Source organism: Prevotella sp. HJM029 (genome assembly GCF_000599605.1).
Classification (GTDB): domain Bacteria; phylum Bacteroidota; class Bacteroidia; order Bacteroidales; family Bacteroidaceae; genus Prevotella.
This window is the reverse complement of sequence record NZ_KK082677.1, coordinates 60,121-77,974: the sequence shown is the minus strand read 5'-3', so window position 1 is coordinate 77,974 and position 17,854 is coordinate 60,121. Positions and strand designations below refer to the sequence as shown.

Below are 17,854 nucleotides of genomic sequence, written 5' to 3'. Positions count from 1 at the left end.
CGATTCGGGGGTCGAAATGACCGTTACATCGCTGCAGCAAACGATTCGGGGGGCAATATGACCGTTACATCGCTGCAGCAAACGATTCGGGGGTCGAAATGACCGTTACATTGTTGCAGCAAACGATTCGGGGGTCGAAATGACCGTTACATCGTTGCAGCAAACGATTCGGGGGTCAATATGACCGTTACATCGTTGCAGCAAACGATTCGGGGGGCGAAATGACCGTTACATCGCTGCAGCAAACGATTCGGGGGTCGAAATGACCGTTACATCGTTGCAGCAACTCATTCGGTGGGCAGAACGGGCTTTTACATCATTGCAACACAGCATAACAGCTATGTAACTTGTGGGTATGTCGCCTGAAGCGTCAAGTTTGCAAGCATTCCTGTAATCTTGTCGGCAAACGCGTCAAGTTTGCAAGCATTCCTGAAATCTTGTCGCCCAAAAAGGCATGAACGCTGGCATATTTTGCCGTCATGCCAGCGCAAAAGGCCGATTTTGCTTGATGCTTTTTTGTTTAGCTTTGATAAAAACCGAGCCGTATGGGCGCTAATCACAATAAATTTATTATTTTTGTGTGTCGAAAATTCAAGAAGATGAGAAAAGAAGATTTAAGAATTGTTTTCATGGGTACACCAGAGTTTGCCGTAGAAACATTGTCACGATTGGTAGAACAAGGCTATCATGTTGTGGCAGTTGTTACACAACCTGACAAACCTGTTGGCCGTCATCAGGATTCGTTGCAGGCATCGCCAGTGAAACGCTATGCCCAGGCGCATGGTTTGCCCGTGTTGCAGCCCGAGAAGATGAAAGACCCGGCATTTGTTTCGACATTAAAAACCTATCGGGCCGACTTGCAAGTGGTGGTGGCTTTCCGCATGTTGCCCGAGGTGGTGTGGGCGATGCCTCGCTTTGGAACATTTAATGTGCATGCCGCTTTATTGCCACAATATCGTGGTGCGGCTCCCATTAACTGGGCCATTATCCATGGTGAGCGGAAGACTGGCGTCACAACGTTCTTCTTAGATCACGACATTGACACTGGGCGCATCATTTTGCAAAAGCCTTTCCCTATTCCTGAAGATGCCGATGTAGAATATGTGTATGAAGGCTTGATGCGCTTAGGAGCAACGGCAGCGATAGAAACGATAGATAAAGTTATTGCAGGCGATGGGAGAGTGGAGTCGGTTGCACAGGACGATTGGACGCAGACGTCTGATGGGGCGTTACATCTGGCACCTAAAATCTTCAAGGAAACCTGCCAAATTGATTGGCAATGGCCTGCAAAACGCATTTATGATTTTGTGCGCGGGCTCAGTCCTTATCCATGCGCTTGGACGAATTTTAATGTAGATGGAAAGGTTTCAACGCTGAAAATTTATAAGGTAGCGCAAACCACGGCTACTTATTCTGGTGAGGCTGGGCAGGTTGTTGTTGAGCAAAATCGTTTGTTTGTAGTATGTGGCGAAGGATGTTTGGAAATCTTAGAGCTGCAACTTGCAGGCAAGAAACGAATGGCTGCGCGCGACTTTTTGAATGGAATGCGGCAGCTTGATTTCTCGTTTGTCGCGCAATAACCGGCGCATAGCATGAGAAAAAGCATAGAGATTGGGGCCTGAAAGCCTATAGATTGTGGTGCAAAAGCCTATTCTTTATGGCATAAAAGCAGCGATATGGGTTAGGAGGAGCACGACGAAACAAAGAGAAAGAAAGCATAGAGAAGAAAACGATATGACACGAGAAGACGATATTAAGAATGCCGTTTCTTGCATGAGACAAGGCGGTGTAATCCTTTATCCCACCGACACGGTGTGGGGAATTGGTTGTGATGCAACCAATGCAGAAGCTGTAGCCAAGGTTTATGCCATCAAACATCGGGACGATTCCAAAGCGCTTATTTGTTTAGTTGATTCAGATGCGCGTTTGCAACGTTATTTCCGTAATGTGCCATCAGTGGCTTGGGAATTGTTTGATGCCGCAATTAAGCCCACGACAGTGATATTGGATCATGCTGTGAACGTGGCTGAAAACTTAGTGGCCGAAGATGGAAGCCTGGCCATGCGTATTACCAATGAGCCTTTCAGTAAGGAACTTTGCTATCGTTTTCAGAAGCCCATCGTAAGCACCAGTGCGAATGTCAGTGGGCAACCTGCCGCATCAAATTATCGAGATATTAGCGAAGAAATCCTGCAAGCTGTGGATTATGTGTGTTGGAGTCGGCGCAATGAGCACAAGCCCCATACGCCAAGTGCTATTATCAAATTGAATGAGGATGGGCAGGTGCAAGTCATTCGGAAATAAAAGTTATAACAGAAATTTTAAGTGTTTTGAAACTTTCACGTTTGCTTGATTGGAGAAAAGCCCATTTGTCGGACCGGCAAATGACGCTCATCTTAGCTTTTGTCATCGGTTTTTTCGCATCCGTCGCAGGTTATGTGCTCCATCATATCATTAAAGAAATACAGAATTTGCTGACAGCCAGCTTTGATATGTCTACTTATAACTGGCTTTATCTGTTGTTCCCGATAGTGGGCATTTATCTCACGTCGTTGTTTATTCGCCACGTTGTAAAAGATAATATTTCGCATGGCATCACGCGGGTGCTGAATGCTATCGCCACAAACCATTCTCGTTTGAAAGGCCATAATTGTTGGTCGTCGGTAATTGCCTCGAGCATCACCATCGGTTTTGGTGGGTCGGTGGGCGCCGAAGCACCGATTGTGCTCACTGGTTCGGCCATAGGAAGCAATTTAGGGCGGCTCTTTCACATGGACTCTCGCACGATGATGCTTTTAGTTGGTTGCGGTGCTTCGGCCGCCATCTCGGGCATTTTCAAAGCTCCTTTTGCTGGTTTAGTCTTTACGTTGGAGATTTTGATGCTCGATTTGACGATGGCTTCCCTGCTCCCCATTCTGATAGCCAGCGTCACGGCAACCTGTTTCAGTTACATTTTCTCGGGTAGCGATGCCCTGTTCAACTACCACATGGACAGCACGTGGGATATTCAGCGCGTCCCACCTTATATTCTATTAGGCGTGTTCTGCGGCTTTGTGGGTTTGTATTTCATGCGTCTGATGACCGCTTGCGAGAATACTTTTACCCGCATGAAGCGCTATCCAGGTATGAAGATTATTGTTGGTGGGCTTGTGTTGAGTGTGCTTATCTTCTTTTTTCCGTCACTTTATGGCGAGGGTTATAACCAAGTCAATATCTTCTTGAGTGGCGAAACCATGGCCGATTGGGGGAAGGTAATGGATGGTTCGATGTTTTATGGCCATAGCGAATACCTTGTTCTTTATGTGGGCTTGGTTGTATTGTTTAAGGTTTTTGCCACATCGGCCACCAATGGAGCTGGAGGTTGTGGCGGAACCTTTGCGCCATCGCTGTTTATTGGCGGCTTTGCGGGTTTCTTTTTTGCTCGCATTTGGAATAGCTATCAGTTGGGTGTTTATGTTCCCGAGAAGAATTTTGCTTTGATGGGCATGGCAGGTGTGATGGCAGGTGTGATGCAAGCACCTCTGACAGGCATCTTCCTCATCGCAGAACTGACGGGCGGCTATCAACTTTTTATCCCCCTGATGATTGTGTGCATTTGCGGCTATCTCACGATAAACATCTTTGAACAACATAGCATTTATGGCATACGTTTGGCACGTGAGGGGAAGCTTATAACCCATCATACAGATCAAGCTGTCCTGACATTGATGAGTTTAGATAGTATTATAGATCGGCAATTTACGTCGGTTAGTCCAGATATGCCTTTGGGAAAGCTTATCAATGCAATAAGCAAAAGTCATACAAGTTTTCTGCCGGTGTTGGATGAAGCGGGGGCTTTGCTTGGCGAAATTGATATTACAAAAATTCGTCATGTGATGTTTCGTTCAGAACTTTATTATCGTTTCACCGTGCGTGACATTATGACGCCAGTACCAGCAACGCTGTTTAAAGACGATAAGATGGTTGATGTTATGTGGAAATTCGAGAATGCGAATTGCAATTATCTGCCTGTGGTGGATATAAACAAGCATTTGCAGGGCTATGTTTCGCGCACTAGGATGTATAGCATGTATCGCCATTTAGTGGCTGATTTCAGCTCTGAATAATTCTCTCTTTTGCGAAAGACCGTCATCCAACCCCTTGAAACGTTTGTTTTTTTGAAAATGGTTGTTCTGCACCTGCTAAACGTATGTTTTTTAAAGAAAAATTTGTTGTAGTGGTGGAAATATAATATCTTTGCTACCGCATTCTTCTATTATCTAATGACAAAAAGTAAAATCATATAATTAGTGTAGTCATGAATATAAATGAAATGATGAAGCCTTATGTTATAGGCTTAGACCTTGGAGGAACCAATTCTGTTTTTGGTATTGTTGATTCGCGTGGCGAAATTAAGGCCACGACTGCCATCAAGACGCAAGGTTACGATAGCGTAGAGGATTATGTTGATGCTGCTGTAGAGGCATTGAAAGTAATCATTGACCAGGTTGGCGGAATTAATACCATTAAAGCTATGGGAATTGGTGCACCTAATGGGAATTTTTACACAGGCACAATAGAGTTTGCTCCTAATTTATCGTGGGGGCGTTCTGGTATCGTTCCGTTAGCTGATATGTTTAGTAAGCGTTTGGAAGGGATTCCTGTAGGACTTACAAATGACGCTAATGCAGCAGCAATAGGTGAAATGACCTATGGTGTTGCTCGCGGAATGAAAAACTTTATGGTTATCACGTTGGGTACAGGTGTTGGTTCAGGTATCGTGGTAAATGGACAGATGGTTTATGGAAGTGATGGTTTTGCAGGTGAATTAGGCCATATGATTGTTCGCCCTCATGGCCGTCAATGTGGTTGTGGCCGTAAAGGTTGCTTAGAAGCATATTGTTCGGCTACAGGTGTTGCCAGAAGTGCACGTGAATTCTTAAAAGAAAGTGATGAATCCTCACTATTGCGTGATATTAATGCTGACGACATCACCGCTTTGGATGTAAGTATTGCTGCTGGGAAGGGTGATGCTCTGGCTAATCGTGTCTATGACTTTACGGGGAAGTTATTGGGTGAAGCTTGTGCTAACTTTATGACGTTCTCCAGTCCAGAGGCCTTTATTTTCTTTGGAGGTTTAACGAAAGCCGGAGATTTACTGATGAAACCTCTGATAGAGAGTTATAACGATACCGTACTTCCTATTTATAAAAATAAGGCCAAATTCTTAATAAGCGGACTTGAAGGTTCGAGTGCAGCGGTCTTAGGAGCCAGTGCAGTTGGTTGGGAGTTGTAAAAACTACATATTTAAGCAGATTGCCTTTGCAATCTGCTTTTTTTTATGTACCTTTGCAGCCCGTATGGAATTTACATTCCCCTTTGATTTCAATATATTAGAACTCGTTTTAAAGGGTGTTCTAATAGGTGTGTTGGCCTCAGCTCCTATGGGGCCAGTTGGTATTTTATGCATCAATAGGACATTGAAGAAAGGGCGGTGGTTTGGCTTCGTTACGGGAGTAGGAGCTGCTTTTAGTGACTTAATATATGCCATACTTACAGGGGTTGGGATGAGCTTTGTAATCGATTTCGTAAATAATCCCAATACCAAATTCTATCTTCAAGTCTTTGGCGGCGTTCTTATTCTTCTTTTTGGGATTTATAGTTATCGTAGTAATCCCATGGAGAAAGCCCATAAGAGCAGTAATGGTAGCCGTGGCTCTTTGTTGCATAACGGGATAACAGCTTTTGTTGTGACGTTTAGTAATTTACTCATCATCCCCTATTTTATGATGCTCTTTGCATTATTTGCTTTTGTTATTCCAGATCATAAGATTGAGATGACCGTAGGGTATGTTGGTGTCTTATTAGGAGCTTTGCTTTGGTGGTATGGCTTAACGTGGCTCATAGACAAAGTGCGAGCAAAATTTAATGATAATGCTATCGTTATTATTAATAAGGTTATAGGTGGGGTAGTAATTATTTTTGCATTAATAGCCCTCGTTGGTACCATCTTTAATTTATACCATCTTCCTGAATTGTCTGCTTTGTAAGCTGAGGCGAAGATAGAAAAAAGTAGAGATATGTTTATTGCACAAGAATTAAGGAGAAAGTCTATAGCAGAATATCTGCTTTATATGTGGCAAATAGAAGATACAATCCGAGCAATGGGCTGTTCGTTGCCGCTTATTCGGAAAGCTTATATTAATCAATTTACAAGTTATACAGAGGAACAGCGTGCTGAAGAGTTAGATTGGTTTGGTAATTTAGTGCGTATGATGAATGAAGAGGGGAAGCGCGAGCAGGGGCATTTAAACATTAATGCCATTGTGGTGCGTGATATGGCAGATTTGCATCATCGCTTGTTACAAAGTAATAAATTCCCCATTTATAATGCAGAGTATTATAAAGTGTTACCTTTTATTGTAGAATTGCGAAATAAGGGGGAAAAAGATATAAACGAGATTGAAACTTGTTTAGATGCCCTTTATGGTGTGATGTTGCTGCGGTTGCAAAAGAAAAGTATTAATCCTGAAACCGAGCATGCAATGAAAGAAATATCAACCTTTATAGGTATGCTTAGTGATTACTATTTGAAGGATGAAACCGAAGGTTTGGACTTTGGTGATGAATAAGGATATCGAGTGATAAATTAAAATGTAAGAGCAATGAAAATTCTTGTTACAGGCGCTAATGGACAGTTAGGAAATGAGATACAAATCTGCGCAAAGCATAGTAACGACGAGTTTATCTTTACGGATGTTTGTGAAGGATATACCCATTTAGATATTACCAATCTTGATGCTATTCGCGAGATGGTGAAAGCGCACCATGTAGAGTGTATTATTAACTGCGCAGCATGGACCAATGTTGATGGTGCTGAAACCGCTGGTGATATTGTTGAGGTGCTGAATGCTAAAGCACCTGAGAATTTGGCACTTGCAATGAAAGAAGTTAACGGATTGTTGGTACATATTAGCACCGATTATGTTTTTGGTGGAACAAATTATAATGTTCCATGCAAAGAAACGCAGCAAGGAGAACCCACTGGAGTTTATGGACGAACGAAATTGCATGGCGAGCAGCTCATTCAAGCTACAGGTGTGCAGCATATCATTATTCGTACAGCATGGCTCTATTCTGAATATGGAAAGAATTTTGTGAAGACAATGTTGTCGCTTTTACGGACAAAACCACAGTTGAAGGTTGTCTTTGACCAATGTGGGACACCTACTTATGCAGGAGACTTGGCCGATGTTATTATGCATATCATTGAGCATCGGCAATTTGTTGGTAACCAAGGAATCTATCATTTCAGCAACGAGGGGGTTTGCTCGTGGTATGATTTCACCCAAGCCATAGCTGAACTTACGGGCAATACTATCTGTGAGGTACTTCCTTGTCATAGCGATGAGTATCCGAGTCCAGTAATGCGTCCAGCTTATTCTGTTTTGGATAAAACAAAAATCAAGCATACTTTTGACTATCAGATACCTTATTGGCGCGACAGTTTGAAAAAGTGTCTCGGTAATATGGGTGAGTAGAATTAGTCCATGATTAATGTTATACTGAGAAAAGATTTTAAGACATGAATGAAATACAAAGGCGGCGAACTTTTGCCATCATCTCTCATCCTGATGCAGGTAAGACTACGCTGACGGAAAAATTTCTCTTGTTCGGAGGCCAAATTCAGGTGGCAGGTGCTGTGAAAAGCAATAAGATACGGAAGACTGCTACATCTGACTGGATGGATATTGAAAAGCAGCGTGGTATCTCTGTTTCAACATCTGTCATGGAGTTTGACTACCTTCCCGATGGTGAAATGGGCGAGCCCTATAAGGTGAACATTTTAGATACCCCTGGCCACCAAGACTTTGCCGAAGATACCTATCGCACTTTGACGGCTGTTGATTCGGCTATTATTGTGGTGGATAGTGCAAAAGGTGTGGAAGCTCAGACGCGAAAGCTCATGGAGGTATGTCGCATGCGTAATACGCCCGTTATCATTTTCATCAATAAGATGGATCGTGAGGGGCGTGACGCGTTTGATTTGTTAGACGAATTAGAAGAAGAGCTTCAAATAAAAGTGCGTCCGTTGTCGTGGCCTATTGGGCAGGGGCAGCGGTTTAAGGGCGTTTATAATATCTATGAGCAGCAGCTAAACCTTTTCACGCCCAATAAGCAGCGGGTAACCGAGAAGATGGCTGTGGATATTAAAACCGCAGAGCTTGACGAGATGGTGGGTGAACGCGAGGCGCAGCAATTGCGGGACGACTTGGAATTGGTCGATGGAGTTTATTCCACTTTCGAGGAAGAAGACTATCGTGCTGGTGTTGTTGCCCCAGTTTTCTTTGGTTCTGCTCTGAATAATTTCGGTGTGCAAGAACTCCTAAATTGTTTTGTTGACATTGCCCCCAGTCCCCGTCCCACAAAGGCTGAGGAACGAATGGTGTTGCCCGAAGAGCCTAAGTTTACGGGATTTATTTTTAAAATCACAGCCAATATCGATCCCAACCATCGTAGTTGCATTGCTTTTTGTAAGGTTTGCTCTGGAAAATTTGTGCGCAACCAGCCCTATTTGCACGTGCGACAAGAGAAAACCGTGCGCTTCTCTTCACCCACACAGTTTATGGCGCAACGCAAAAGTACTGTTGATGAAGCCTATCCTGGTGATATTGTTGGCCTACCCGATAATGGCATATTCAAGATTGGCGACACGCTGACCGAGGGCGAGCAGCTACATTTCCGCGGCTTGCCGAGCTTCTCGCCCCTGCTGTTTAAATATATTGAGAATGACGATCCCATGAAAAGCAAACAATTTCAGAAGGGATTGGATCAGTTGATGGATGAGGGGGTGGCGCAGTTGTTTGTTAACCAGTTCAACGGTCGCAAAATCGTGGGCACCGTGGGACAACTGCAATTCGAAGTCATCCAATATCGTTTGGAGCACGAGTATAATGCCAAATGCCGTTGGGAACCCGTGCATCTGCATAAAGCCTGCTGGGTAGAGTCGGATGAGCCGGCTGAATTGGAAAACTTCAAAAAACGCAAATACCAATACATGGCTAAAGACATCGAAGGCCGTGATGTCTTCTTGGCCGACAGCGGCTATGTGCTTTCTATGGCGCAGCAAGACTTTGAGCATATAAAATTCCATTTCACGAGCGAATTTTAATCTATCAGATGGCGCAGGATATGGAGCAAACGACCCCCGAAAATGTTGCAGAAATCGATAAGACGGATGCTACACCATGGTATGCCATTAAGTTGTACACGGTGAGGCAGTTGGCTGTAGCTGCTTATTTTGAGGGGTATGGACTTGAAACATTTATTCCCGAGCAATATGTTGATTATGAGGATAAGGAGCATCACATTAGGCATGAATTGCGGCCTGTGGTGAGAAATCTCATCTTCTTGAAAAAGACATTGCCCGAGAAAGAAATGCGTAAACTCATTACAACGGCGCCTTTGAAAATGAGTGTCGTCACCAAGGAAATCGGCTCGCCTGCGTATTGTGAGATTCCTGCCAGACAGATGTTTGATTTCAAAATGATGTGTAATCCTGAGCTTACGATGAAAAAATTCCTGAGCACTGAACAAGCACATCTCAAAAAAGGTGATAAAGTGTTGGTGCATCATGGGCCTTTAAAAGGACTAACTGGCCGATTGGTTCGTTCGAATAAAAAATATTATCTGCTGAAGGAAATCCCTGGCATGGCCATTATGGTAAAGGTGTCGCGCTGGTGTTGTGAGGCTGCTGAATGACAGGGAAGCCACAGCTGTTAACATAAAATGGGAGAGAACTGTGGAAATCTCATACCTATGAGGATTTGCTGTAACTATGTAGAACAACTTTGGGTGTGCCCGAGGCATTATAGCAGCAGAATCATGAACAACTTAAGACCATTGTGTGCTATAATACCCGTAAAATGGAAATTTTCAGAAAGGCAATCATGATGATGTTAATAGTATAATTAGATTCACTTAAAGTTGAGGCGGATACACAATGCATTTTCGCTCCCCCCTAAAAAAATGTGTGTGATTGTACCCCTTGCTTGTCATGAAAAGGGGCTGTTTGTCGGCTTTTCTTGCAATATACTTGTTTGTAACAATAAAATTATTTATCTTTGTGACTGCAAAAATGACTTAAAAAATTAGCTGTAATGATAGTAGCAAAACGTATTTTACTTTGTTTGGCTCACATGAGTGGCAATGAAATGAAGTACATTCAAGAGGCATTTGATACCAATTGGGTGGTGCCATTGGGTCCAAACGTAGATGGCTTTGAGCATGATCTTGAGGCTTTTGTTGGTCAAAACAAGCAGGTGGTAGCCCTTTCTTCGGGTACAGCAGCCGTGCATTTGGCTTTGATTGCTTGTGGTGTGCAGGCTGGTGATGAAGTGATGGTGCAGAGTTTTACTTTCTGTGCTTCATCGCATCCAGTGACCTATTTGGGAGCCACGCCTGTGTTTGTTGATTCAGAGCGTGATACTTGGAATATGGATCCGGTGCTGTTGGACGAGGCGATAGCTGATCGTATTGCTAAGACGGGTCGTAAACCTAAGGCTATTATTCCTGTTTATCTTTATGGCATGCCAGGCAAGATTAAAGAGATTTTGGCTGTTGCTGCAAAGTATGGCATCCCTGTGATTGAAGATGCAGCTGAAGGCTTTGGTTCGCGTTATGATGGAAAGGTTGTAGGTACATTTGGTATTTTTGGTGTGCTGAGCTTCAATGGTAATAAGATGATTACCACTTCTGGTGGTGGTGCTCTGATTTGTAAGGATGTAGAAATGCGCAATCGTATTATGTATTTTGCTACACAAGCACGAGAGTCTTATCCTTACTACCAGCACACCGATGTAGGGTATAACTATCGCATGAGCAATATTTGTGCAGGTATTGGTCGCGGCCAAATGACAATTTTAGAAGAGCATATTGCACATCATCAGCGCTTGGCTGCTTGCTATCGTGAAGCGTTTAAGAATATGGAGGGCGTGACATTCCATGACAATCCTACGGCCGAATATGATAGTAATTTCTGGTTGAACACCATTTTGATTTCACCCGAGGTTAAGGTGAAAGGTCAGGAAAAAGCTTATTCGACGATGGTTTCTGGAGCAGTTGGTGGTGCTGGTAGCACAGTTCATCAAGCAAAGGCCTTGCATACCGATTGTGAGCCAAATGCCAATGTTGAGGCGTTGCGCGTTTATTTAGATGAGCATGGGGTAGAGAGTCGGCCGCTTTGGAAGCCCATGCATAAGCAACCCGTTTATCAAAATAATCCCGCTTATGTGAATGGTGTGAGCGAAGAGTTGTTCCATCAAGGGCTTTGTTTGCCAAGCGGGCCGATGGTTTCTGAGGCTGATGTGGCCTATATCATTGACTTGATAAAAGAAGCAATCCAATAGACCAACCTAAAATAAACGAAAGATGGAATTCTTAAAAAAGTTTTCTAATTGGTATTTTTCACGCCGCTCGTTACCTTATTGGGCTATCTTGAGCATGGATATCCTCATTTGTTATCTGTCAGGAATCTATGTGACATGGCTCTATTGGAATGGTACGCGCATCTTGGGGAGTATCATTCCATTGCTGACGACGCTGTCGCTTTATATGGTTTTCAATGTCATCGCTTTTAAAATCTTCCACACTTATTCGGGCATTATTCGCTATTCCAGTTTCATTGATTTGAAGAAGGTGGGCTATGCAATGGGATTGGCACTGATTTTAGCGATGATATTCCATTATGTTCTTTACTATGCCGATACTTATTTCTTAGTGCATTTTGGCTTGCGTTTTGCGCATTTCCAGGGACGACAAATCATAATTATCTATTTGTTGGCCACGTTGCTAATGTGGGCTTGCCGTGTATTGATAAAGTCGGTCTACGATGCTTCCTTTGCCAATGATGGTGCTAGCAAAACGCTTATTTATGGTGTTCGCGATGGAGGTATTTCATTGGCAAAAAACATAATTAATGAAAAGCCTACCCGCTATTTGTTGAAAGGTTTCATTAGCCATAATCCTGCCTACAAAGCGCGGCTGTTGATGGGTGAAAGGGTTTATCCCGTAGATGAGCATTTGAAGGATGTGATTGTGCGCGAAGGGATTAAAACCGTTTTAGTATCGCCTATACAAAATGATCGTTTTCGTCATGATACAAAGTTACAAGACCTGTTGATAGAGCAGGATGTAAAGATTTTGATGTTGCCCGAAACGAAAGAATGGACTCAAAATGGAACAGTAAACGATTTAAAGCCTGTTAGCATTAATGACCTCTTGCCACGCAATGAAATCACAATTGATATGAAAGAGGTGGCTAATATGTTGACAGGGAAGCGTATTTTAGTCACAGGTGCGGCTGGAAGTATTGGAAGTGAGCTGGTGAGACAGATAGCTTCGTTTGCTCCTTCGGCGATGATGTTGATAGATCAGGCCGAAACGCCACAGCACGATATGAAGTTGTTGATGCAAAATAAATTCCCATCTGTAGCGTGTTCGGTGATTTTGGCCAGCATTGCAAATGAGGAACGTATGGAAAAATTGTTTGCATCGTTTCAACCCGATTATGTGTTCCATGCAGCAGCTTATAAGCATGTGCCGATGATGGAAGATAATCCCAGTGAGAGCATCCAGAATAATGTTTATGGTACAAAGGTAGTTGCCGACCTCAGCGTGAAATATGGAGCGAAGAAGTTTGTCATGGTGAGTACGGATAAGGCGGTGAACCCAACGAATGTAATGGGATGTTCGAAGCGCATTTGCGAGATTTACACCCAATCATTGAATGCAAAACTCTTGCACGATTATGAAAAGAATGGTAAGAAAGGTGATTTGCCTACGCAATTCGTAACCACACGTTTTGGAAATGTGCTGGGCTCTGCAGGTTCGGTAATTCCACTTTTCACACGACAAATCCAGGCAGGAGGCCCTGTTACTGTGACCGACCCTAATATCATTCGTTTCTTTATGTTGATACCGGAAGCCTGCAAATTGGTGCTTGAAGCTGGTACACAAGGAAAGGGTGGTGAAATTTTGGTATTTGATATGGGCGAGCCTGTGAAAATATCTGACTTGGCAAAGCGCATGATTAAGCTAAGTGGCGCTACAGATGTGAAGATTGTCTACACCGGATTGCGACCAGGCGAGAAGCTTTATGAAGAAGTTTTAGGAACCGAAGAAGACACGTTGCCCAGTTTCCATGATAAGATAAGAATAGCCAAGGTGCAGGAATATGATTTTGCGCAAGTGCAGCGTGATGTAGATGAGCTTATTCTTTTAGCTCATGGTTTTGATAATATGGCTATTGTTCGTAAGATGAAAGCTATCGTTCCTGAGTTTATTTCTAAGAATTCAGTTTATTCTGTTTTAGATCAGCAGCCTGCTCCTTCAACTCATTAATCGGTTTGTTGCTGTTTTTGCATGAATAATAAAGACTATTTCCTGGCCTTGCTTCGTGCATCGCTTTGGCAAGAAAGCATTACAGGAGGAGTAATTGCTCCTCCTGTTTGTCGTTCCTTGGTGACGATGGCTAAGAAGCAAACTGTTTTGGGACTGTTGTCGGATGTTTTATTAGCGCCCGAGAATAGTTTCCAAATCGATAAGAGAAGTGTGATAGATTTGCTTGTGGCACAGCAGATGATTGTGAAACAAAACCAGCGCGCAGACCAAGTACTGGTGGAATTGTGTCAATTGTTGCGAGTGCATGCTATCGAGTTTATTGTGGTGAAGGGGCAATTATTGGCACAATATTATCCTTGCCCACAGTATCGTCAGTCGGGTGATATAGATTTTTATTGTGATGACAGAAATTTTATGCGGGCAAAAGATGTTATTCAGTCGGAGTGGGGGGTGACTTTTAGTGTTGAAGATGATGAGAGCGAGCAGCACATTGCTTTTGATTATAAGGGGGTGCCTTTTGAATTGCATTTCTGTTTGCTCAAATTCACTTCGAAGCGTGTTCAAATGGCGTTCGACAAGATGTTGAATGATGCCCAACCCTTTTCTATTGATGTTGCCGGCTGTGCTGTACCCACATTGCCACCTGTTGAGAATCTCATTTTTACTTTTCTGCATCTCTATCATCATTTCGTGGAGTTGGGCATAGGGCTGCGGCAACTTTGCGACATGGCTTTATTGATTCATGCACATGCAAACCTATTGTCTCAGCCAGAATGCGCCCATCGGTTGCATCAGCTGTTGCAACAATTAGATTTTCTACCAGGCTTTAATGCCTTTGGTGCCGTTTGCGTGCAGGCATTGGGACTGCCGAAAGCAGATTATCCTTTAGTACTTTCTTCAGCAGATGAGTCCTATGTCAATGACATTTTGCGCGTGGTTTTCGCTCGTGGCAACTTTGGCATGCATGGGCGTAAACATGCCGTTCGGTCGGGATTAGCCTATTATGTGGAGACCATGAAAATTAAATTGCATCATTATATGCGATTTTACCGTCTGTCGCCCACTGAAAATAGGGCTGTGCTTTGGCATGGATTGCCACGAAAGATTGTTGCAGCCTTTAAGCGATAAGCTGTTAGCTGAAATGCTTTGTTTTAGGATGTTTGCTAAGTTGTTAGCAAGTCCCAAAATCTTTTTTTTGCGTTTGCTAAGTTGTAAGCAAGCCTCAAAATCTTTTTTTTGCGTTTGCTAAGTTGTAAGCAAGCCTCAAAATCTTTTTTTTTGCGTTTGCTAAGTTATAAGCAAGTCTCAAAATCTTTTTTTTGCGTTTGCTAAGTTGTAAGCAAGTCTCAAAATCTTTTTTTTTGCGTTTGCTAAGTTGTAAGCAAGTCTCAAAATCTTTTTTTTACGTTTGCTAAGTTGTTAGCAAGTTGCGATTAAAATTTTTGGCCTTTGGTCAAGGATGAGCAAAGGCCAAAAGTAACGCTGTAGCTATCGGCTCCACCAATGTTTTTTCTTAGGTGGCGTGGTGTACGCACTACCAGAAATTTGGTCGGTGAGCAAACGTCGGTAGCTAATTCTATCGTGAATCATGTGGTAGATTTGTCCCCAATCGGGCAATCCGCCAATGTTTCGGTCGTCAATAAACACATCGGCTTTGAGCTTGCGTGAGTAGTGATTATTATTTTTTTGTAATTCTTCGGGGTAATCTCTATTCACAGCCCAAAATTCTACGCCGCGTGCTCTGCACCACTCAACAGCTTCATCGAGAAGTTTACCTTCGCGCACACTCCATAAAATCAGTTGGTGGCCATCGGCAATGAGTTGCTTCAGGGTCTCTGTTGCGAAAGGTAACTCTTCTCCGATGGCAGGATACTGGTGGGTTACGATGGTTCCATCAAAATCAACTGCAATAATCATTATTGTTTAATTGAATTATCGTCTTTATTAATATACGTATTGTTTTGGCTGTTATAGCTGCCATATGAGCTGTAGGAGTTGTAGGAGTGATATCCTCCGCTTCCATAAGCACCTTTCGAATAGTAGCCATAGCGGGCATATTTGCCATATTTTGCATATTTCCCGTAGCCATAATAATAGCCATATTTTTTCTTCGTCATATCAAGTCCATTGATGACAATAGCCATGTTGGGGAGTTTTTTATCATCGTTTAAACTGTTGATGAGTGCGAAACTATCTTTCGAAGTATAGTCGGCACGGCAGACATAGACGGTAGCATCAATGATACGTGCTATTTGCAAGGTGTCGGTAACGAGGCCAACCGGCGCAGTATCGATGATGATATAGTCATAGATTTCTTTGAGTTGTCCGACGATATGGTCTAAGCTTTCGCGTGCCAAGAGCTCAGTGGGGTTGGGCGGGGTAGGTCCAGCCATGAGCAAATCAAGGTTTTTATTCACGCCTGAGGGTAGGATTTGCTTTTGAATGTCTTCCATTGTTGAATGGCTGTGCACCAAAAGATTGGTAATGCCATGATGGTGATCGTGGATTTCAAACAATTCAGCCAGACGAGGTTTACGGATATCTAAACCTAAGATGATGACTTTTTTACCTAAAAGTGCGAAGCTCACAGCTAAGTTGGCTGCCATAAACGTTTTTCCTTCACCTGAAGTTGTTGAGGTGAAAGCTATAACCTTTTCACCATCTTCCATCATGAATTGCAGATTGGTGCGCATGCCACGGAAAATCTCTTCCATGAGATTGTTTTGATTTTCGTGCACCACAATGTCGGCTTTTGTTTTAGCTTGCTCGCTGGCAATAGGAACATCGCCGAGGATGGGAAGTTGTGTGAGCAGGAGGACATCGTTCCGCCCTTCAATTTTATAATGGAAAAATTCTAAGATATAAATGACAACAATGGGGACGACGAGGCCTAAGAGGAGTGCAACCATATAGAACATGGATGAATTAGGGCTAATCTGGCCAGCAAATTCAGGCTCATCGATGAGTTTTCCTTTGTCAACTGTTGCAGCTAAAGAGATAGAGTTCTCTTCTCGTTTTTGCAATAGCATGAGGTAGAGTCCAGATTTCACTTCTTGCTGGCGACCAATTTGAGTTAAGATGCGTTCTTGTTCAGGCGTATTTCCTACCTGTCCGTTATATTTGCTGAATTGATTGGTCACAGCATTGCGTTGTATTTCTAAAGCCTTTTTTGCTTGTAACATCGCCCGGCGAATACTGTTATTGATATCAATTAATTGTGCTGTGAGCGGCGTAATTGTAGGACTGGCTTCGCTGGCCGTATGCAATAAACGCTTTCTTTCTAAGGCAATCTCATTATATTTGTTAATGAGTAAGTTGGTGCTTTTATCAGAAATGCCGATGTCTGCAGGCAATGGCTCATACTTGTTGCTTGGCATTTTGATAAATTTGGTCAGTTCATCAAGCAACATAATCTGCGTATTAGCATCTACCAAGCGCTGACTGAATTGATCTTGATTGTTCATGGCCTGCGAAGCATTTAGCCGCAACTCAACCATGTTATTGCGCTTTTTGAAATTCTCCAGTTTGTCTTCGGTCAACCCCAATTCTGAATTGATTTTTTCCAATCGTGTGTTGATAAAGTTTTCGGTCTTTACCGCAATTTGGTTCTTATCGTCGTTGGCCTGTCGATTATAGCAAATCGAGAGTTGTTTGAGATAGTCTATACCGCGCTGAATATTGATATCAGTGAATGTGAGCTGCGCAATGGTTGTAGAGTTTCCTGTTTGCTTAGCCGATAATGAACCTTGATATCGATAGGCAGCATCGTTGGGCGATTGCAGTGTGATATTAATTTTAGCGTCTCCAAAAATACCTACTGCTTCAGGCGATAAGTTTTCGGTGAAAGTCAGCACGCCTGCACGCGTATAAATATTTGTTGGAAATGACGTCAGTTCGCGTTCGAAAGTGTAAGGACCTCGACTGTTTGTTGCATCGATAGGAACGAAATAGGTTCCTCGAACATAATAGCCCTTCTTTGTTTTCGTAAGGGTCATATTGATGGGGCGATTGATTTTCTCCAAGTTCACCGCATCAATATCAACCATGATGGGTTCCGTTCTATAGAGTAATTTGTCTTTAAACTTGCCGTCTAACACATAGTTGACGTAAAGTTTCAAATCTCTCACCGCACTCTCTGCCAACGTGTGAGAAGAAAGAATCTCCATTTCGTTGTCAATGCCCGTAGAGTTAGACATCACCCCCAAGTTTGTCGCATTTTGAATGCTGTTTCCTCTTCGGTTGTTATTGTCATCTTTAATGAGTAGTTTGGCCGTGACTTGATAGACGGGTGTAGTGTAGCGCAGCCGAATATAAACAAAGCCTAAACAAAGTATGATAGCAATTACAAACCATTTCCAGTTGAGAATGATGGCAACATAGAGGTTTCTAAAGTTGTATCTATCCATCAAGCTTTTGGTTTGCTTATCTTCCTTTTGTAGTGTTTTATTATCATCCATATTTTCTACAAGTTTGT

At 42.9% G+C, this 17,854-nt stretch carries 14 protein-coding genes; 12 read left to right on the top strand and 2 right to left on the bottom strand.

Features of this window, described 5'->3' with window-relative positions; genetic code table 11:
* Positions 1-599: 599 nt before the first annotated feature.
* The 12 genes from fmt to X919_RS0113290 all read left to right on the top strand — a co-directional run bounded on the left by fmt (position 600) and on the right by X919_RS0113290 (position 14,508).
* The gene (gene fmt / locus X919_RS0113345; protein WP_028900540.1) at positions 600-1,580 is read left to right on the top strand and encodes a methionyl-tRNA formyltransferase; all 981 of its coding nucleotides are present in this window, start codon (positions 600-602) and stop codon (positions 1,578-1,580) included.
* A gap of 154 nt (positions 1,581-1,734) precedes the next feature.
* The gene (locus X919_RS0113340) at positions 1,735-2,304 is read left to right on the top strand and encodes an L-threonylcarbamoyladenylate synthase (protein ID WP_028900539.1); all 570 of its coding nucleotides are present in this window, start codon (positions 1,735-1,737) and stop codon (positions 2,302-2,304) included.
* An 80-nt stretch (positions 2,305-2,384) separates the two neighbouring features.
* Positions 2,385-4,106, top strand: a complete 1,722-nt coding sequence (locus X919_RS0113335; RefSeq protein WP_051502543.1) for a chloride channel protein — start codon at positions 2,385-2,387, stop codon at positions 4,104-4,106.
* A gap of 191 nt (positions 4,107-4,297) precedes the next feature.
* Positions 4,298-5,275: an ROK family protein gene (locus X919_RS0113330; protein ID WP_028900537.1), complete on the top strand. Its 978-nt coding sequence runs from the start codon at positions 4,298-4,300 to the stop codon at positions 5,273-5,275.
* 64 nt (positions 5,276-5,339) lie between these two features.
* Entirely contained in the window at positions 5,340-6,029 is a 690-nt protein-coding gene (locus X919_RS0113325) for a LysE family translocator (RefSeq protein ID WP_028900536.1), read from the top strand.
* A gap of 30 nt (positions 6,030-6,059) precedes the next feature.
* Positions 6,060-6,611 (top strand): DUF4924 family protein, encoded by a 552-nt coding sequence (locus X919_RS0113320; protein WP_028900535.1) that lies wholly within the window; start codon positions 6,060-6,062, stop codon positions 6,609-6,611.
* 33 nt (positions 6,612-6,644) lie between these two features.
* Positions 6,645-7,520: a dTDP-4-dehydrorhamnose reductase gene (rfbD, locus tag X919_RS0113315; RefSeq protein WP_028900534.1), complete on the top strand. Its 876-nt coding sequence runs from the start codon at positions 6,645-6,647 to the stop codon at positions 7,518-7,520.
* A 44-nt stretch (positions 7,521-7,564) separates the two neighbouring features.
* Positions 7,565-9,151, top strand: coding sequence for a peptide chain release factor 3 (locus X919_RS0113310; RefSeq protein WP_028900533.1), 1,587 nt, complete (start codon positions 7,565-7,567; stop codon positions 9,149-9,151).
* Positions 9,152-9,171: 20 nt separating this feature from the next.
* Entirely contained in the window at positions 9,172-9,741 is a 570-nt protein-coding gene (locus X919_RS0113305; RefSeq protein ID WP_253270150.1) for a UpxY family transcription antiterminator, read from the top strand.
* Between the two features lie 398 nt (positions 9,742-10,139).
* On the top strand, positions 10,140-11,387 hold the full coding sequence (locus X919_RS0113300; RefSeq protein ID WP_028900531.1) for an aminotransferase class I/II-fold pyridoxal phosphate-dependent enzyme: 1,248 nt from the start codon (positions 10,140-10,142) through the stop codon (positions 11,385-11,387).
* Between the two features lie 22 nt (positions 11,388-11,409).
* A complete protein-coding gene (locus X919_RS0113295; protein WP_028900530.1) occupies positions 11,410-13,380 on the top strand; it encodes a polysaccharide biosynthesis protein in 1,971 nt (656 codons plus the stop codon).
* A gap of 21 nt (positions 13,381-13,401) precedes the next feature.
* Positions 13,402-14,508: a nucleotidyltransferase domain-containing protein gene (locus X919_RS0113290; RefSeq protein ID WP_028900529.1), complete on the top strand. Its 1,107-nt coding sequence runs from the start codon at positions 13,402-13,404 to the stop codon at positions 14,506-14,508.
* A gap of 360 nt (positions 14,509-14,868) precedes the next feature.
* Here X919_RS0113290 and X919_RS0113285 read toward each other — a convergent pair whose 3' ends face one another.
* Positions 14,869-15,297 (bottom strand): BT0820 family HAD-type phosphatase, encoded by a 429-nt coding sequence (locus X919_RS0113285; protein ID WP_028900528.1) that lies wholly within the window; start codon positions 15,295-15,297, stop codon positions 14,869-14,871.
* Positions 15,297-17,837, bottom strand: coding sequence for a GumC family protein (locus tag X919_RS0113280; protein WP_028900527.1), 2,541 nt, complete (start codon positions 17,835-17,837; stop codon positions 15,297-15,299). Before X919_RS0113280 ends, X919_RS0113285 begins: the two co-directional genes overlap by 1 nt.
* Between the last annotated feature and the right edge of the window lie 17 nt (positions 17,838-17,854).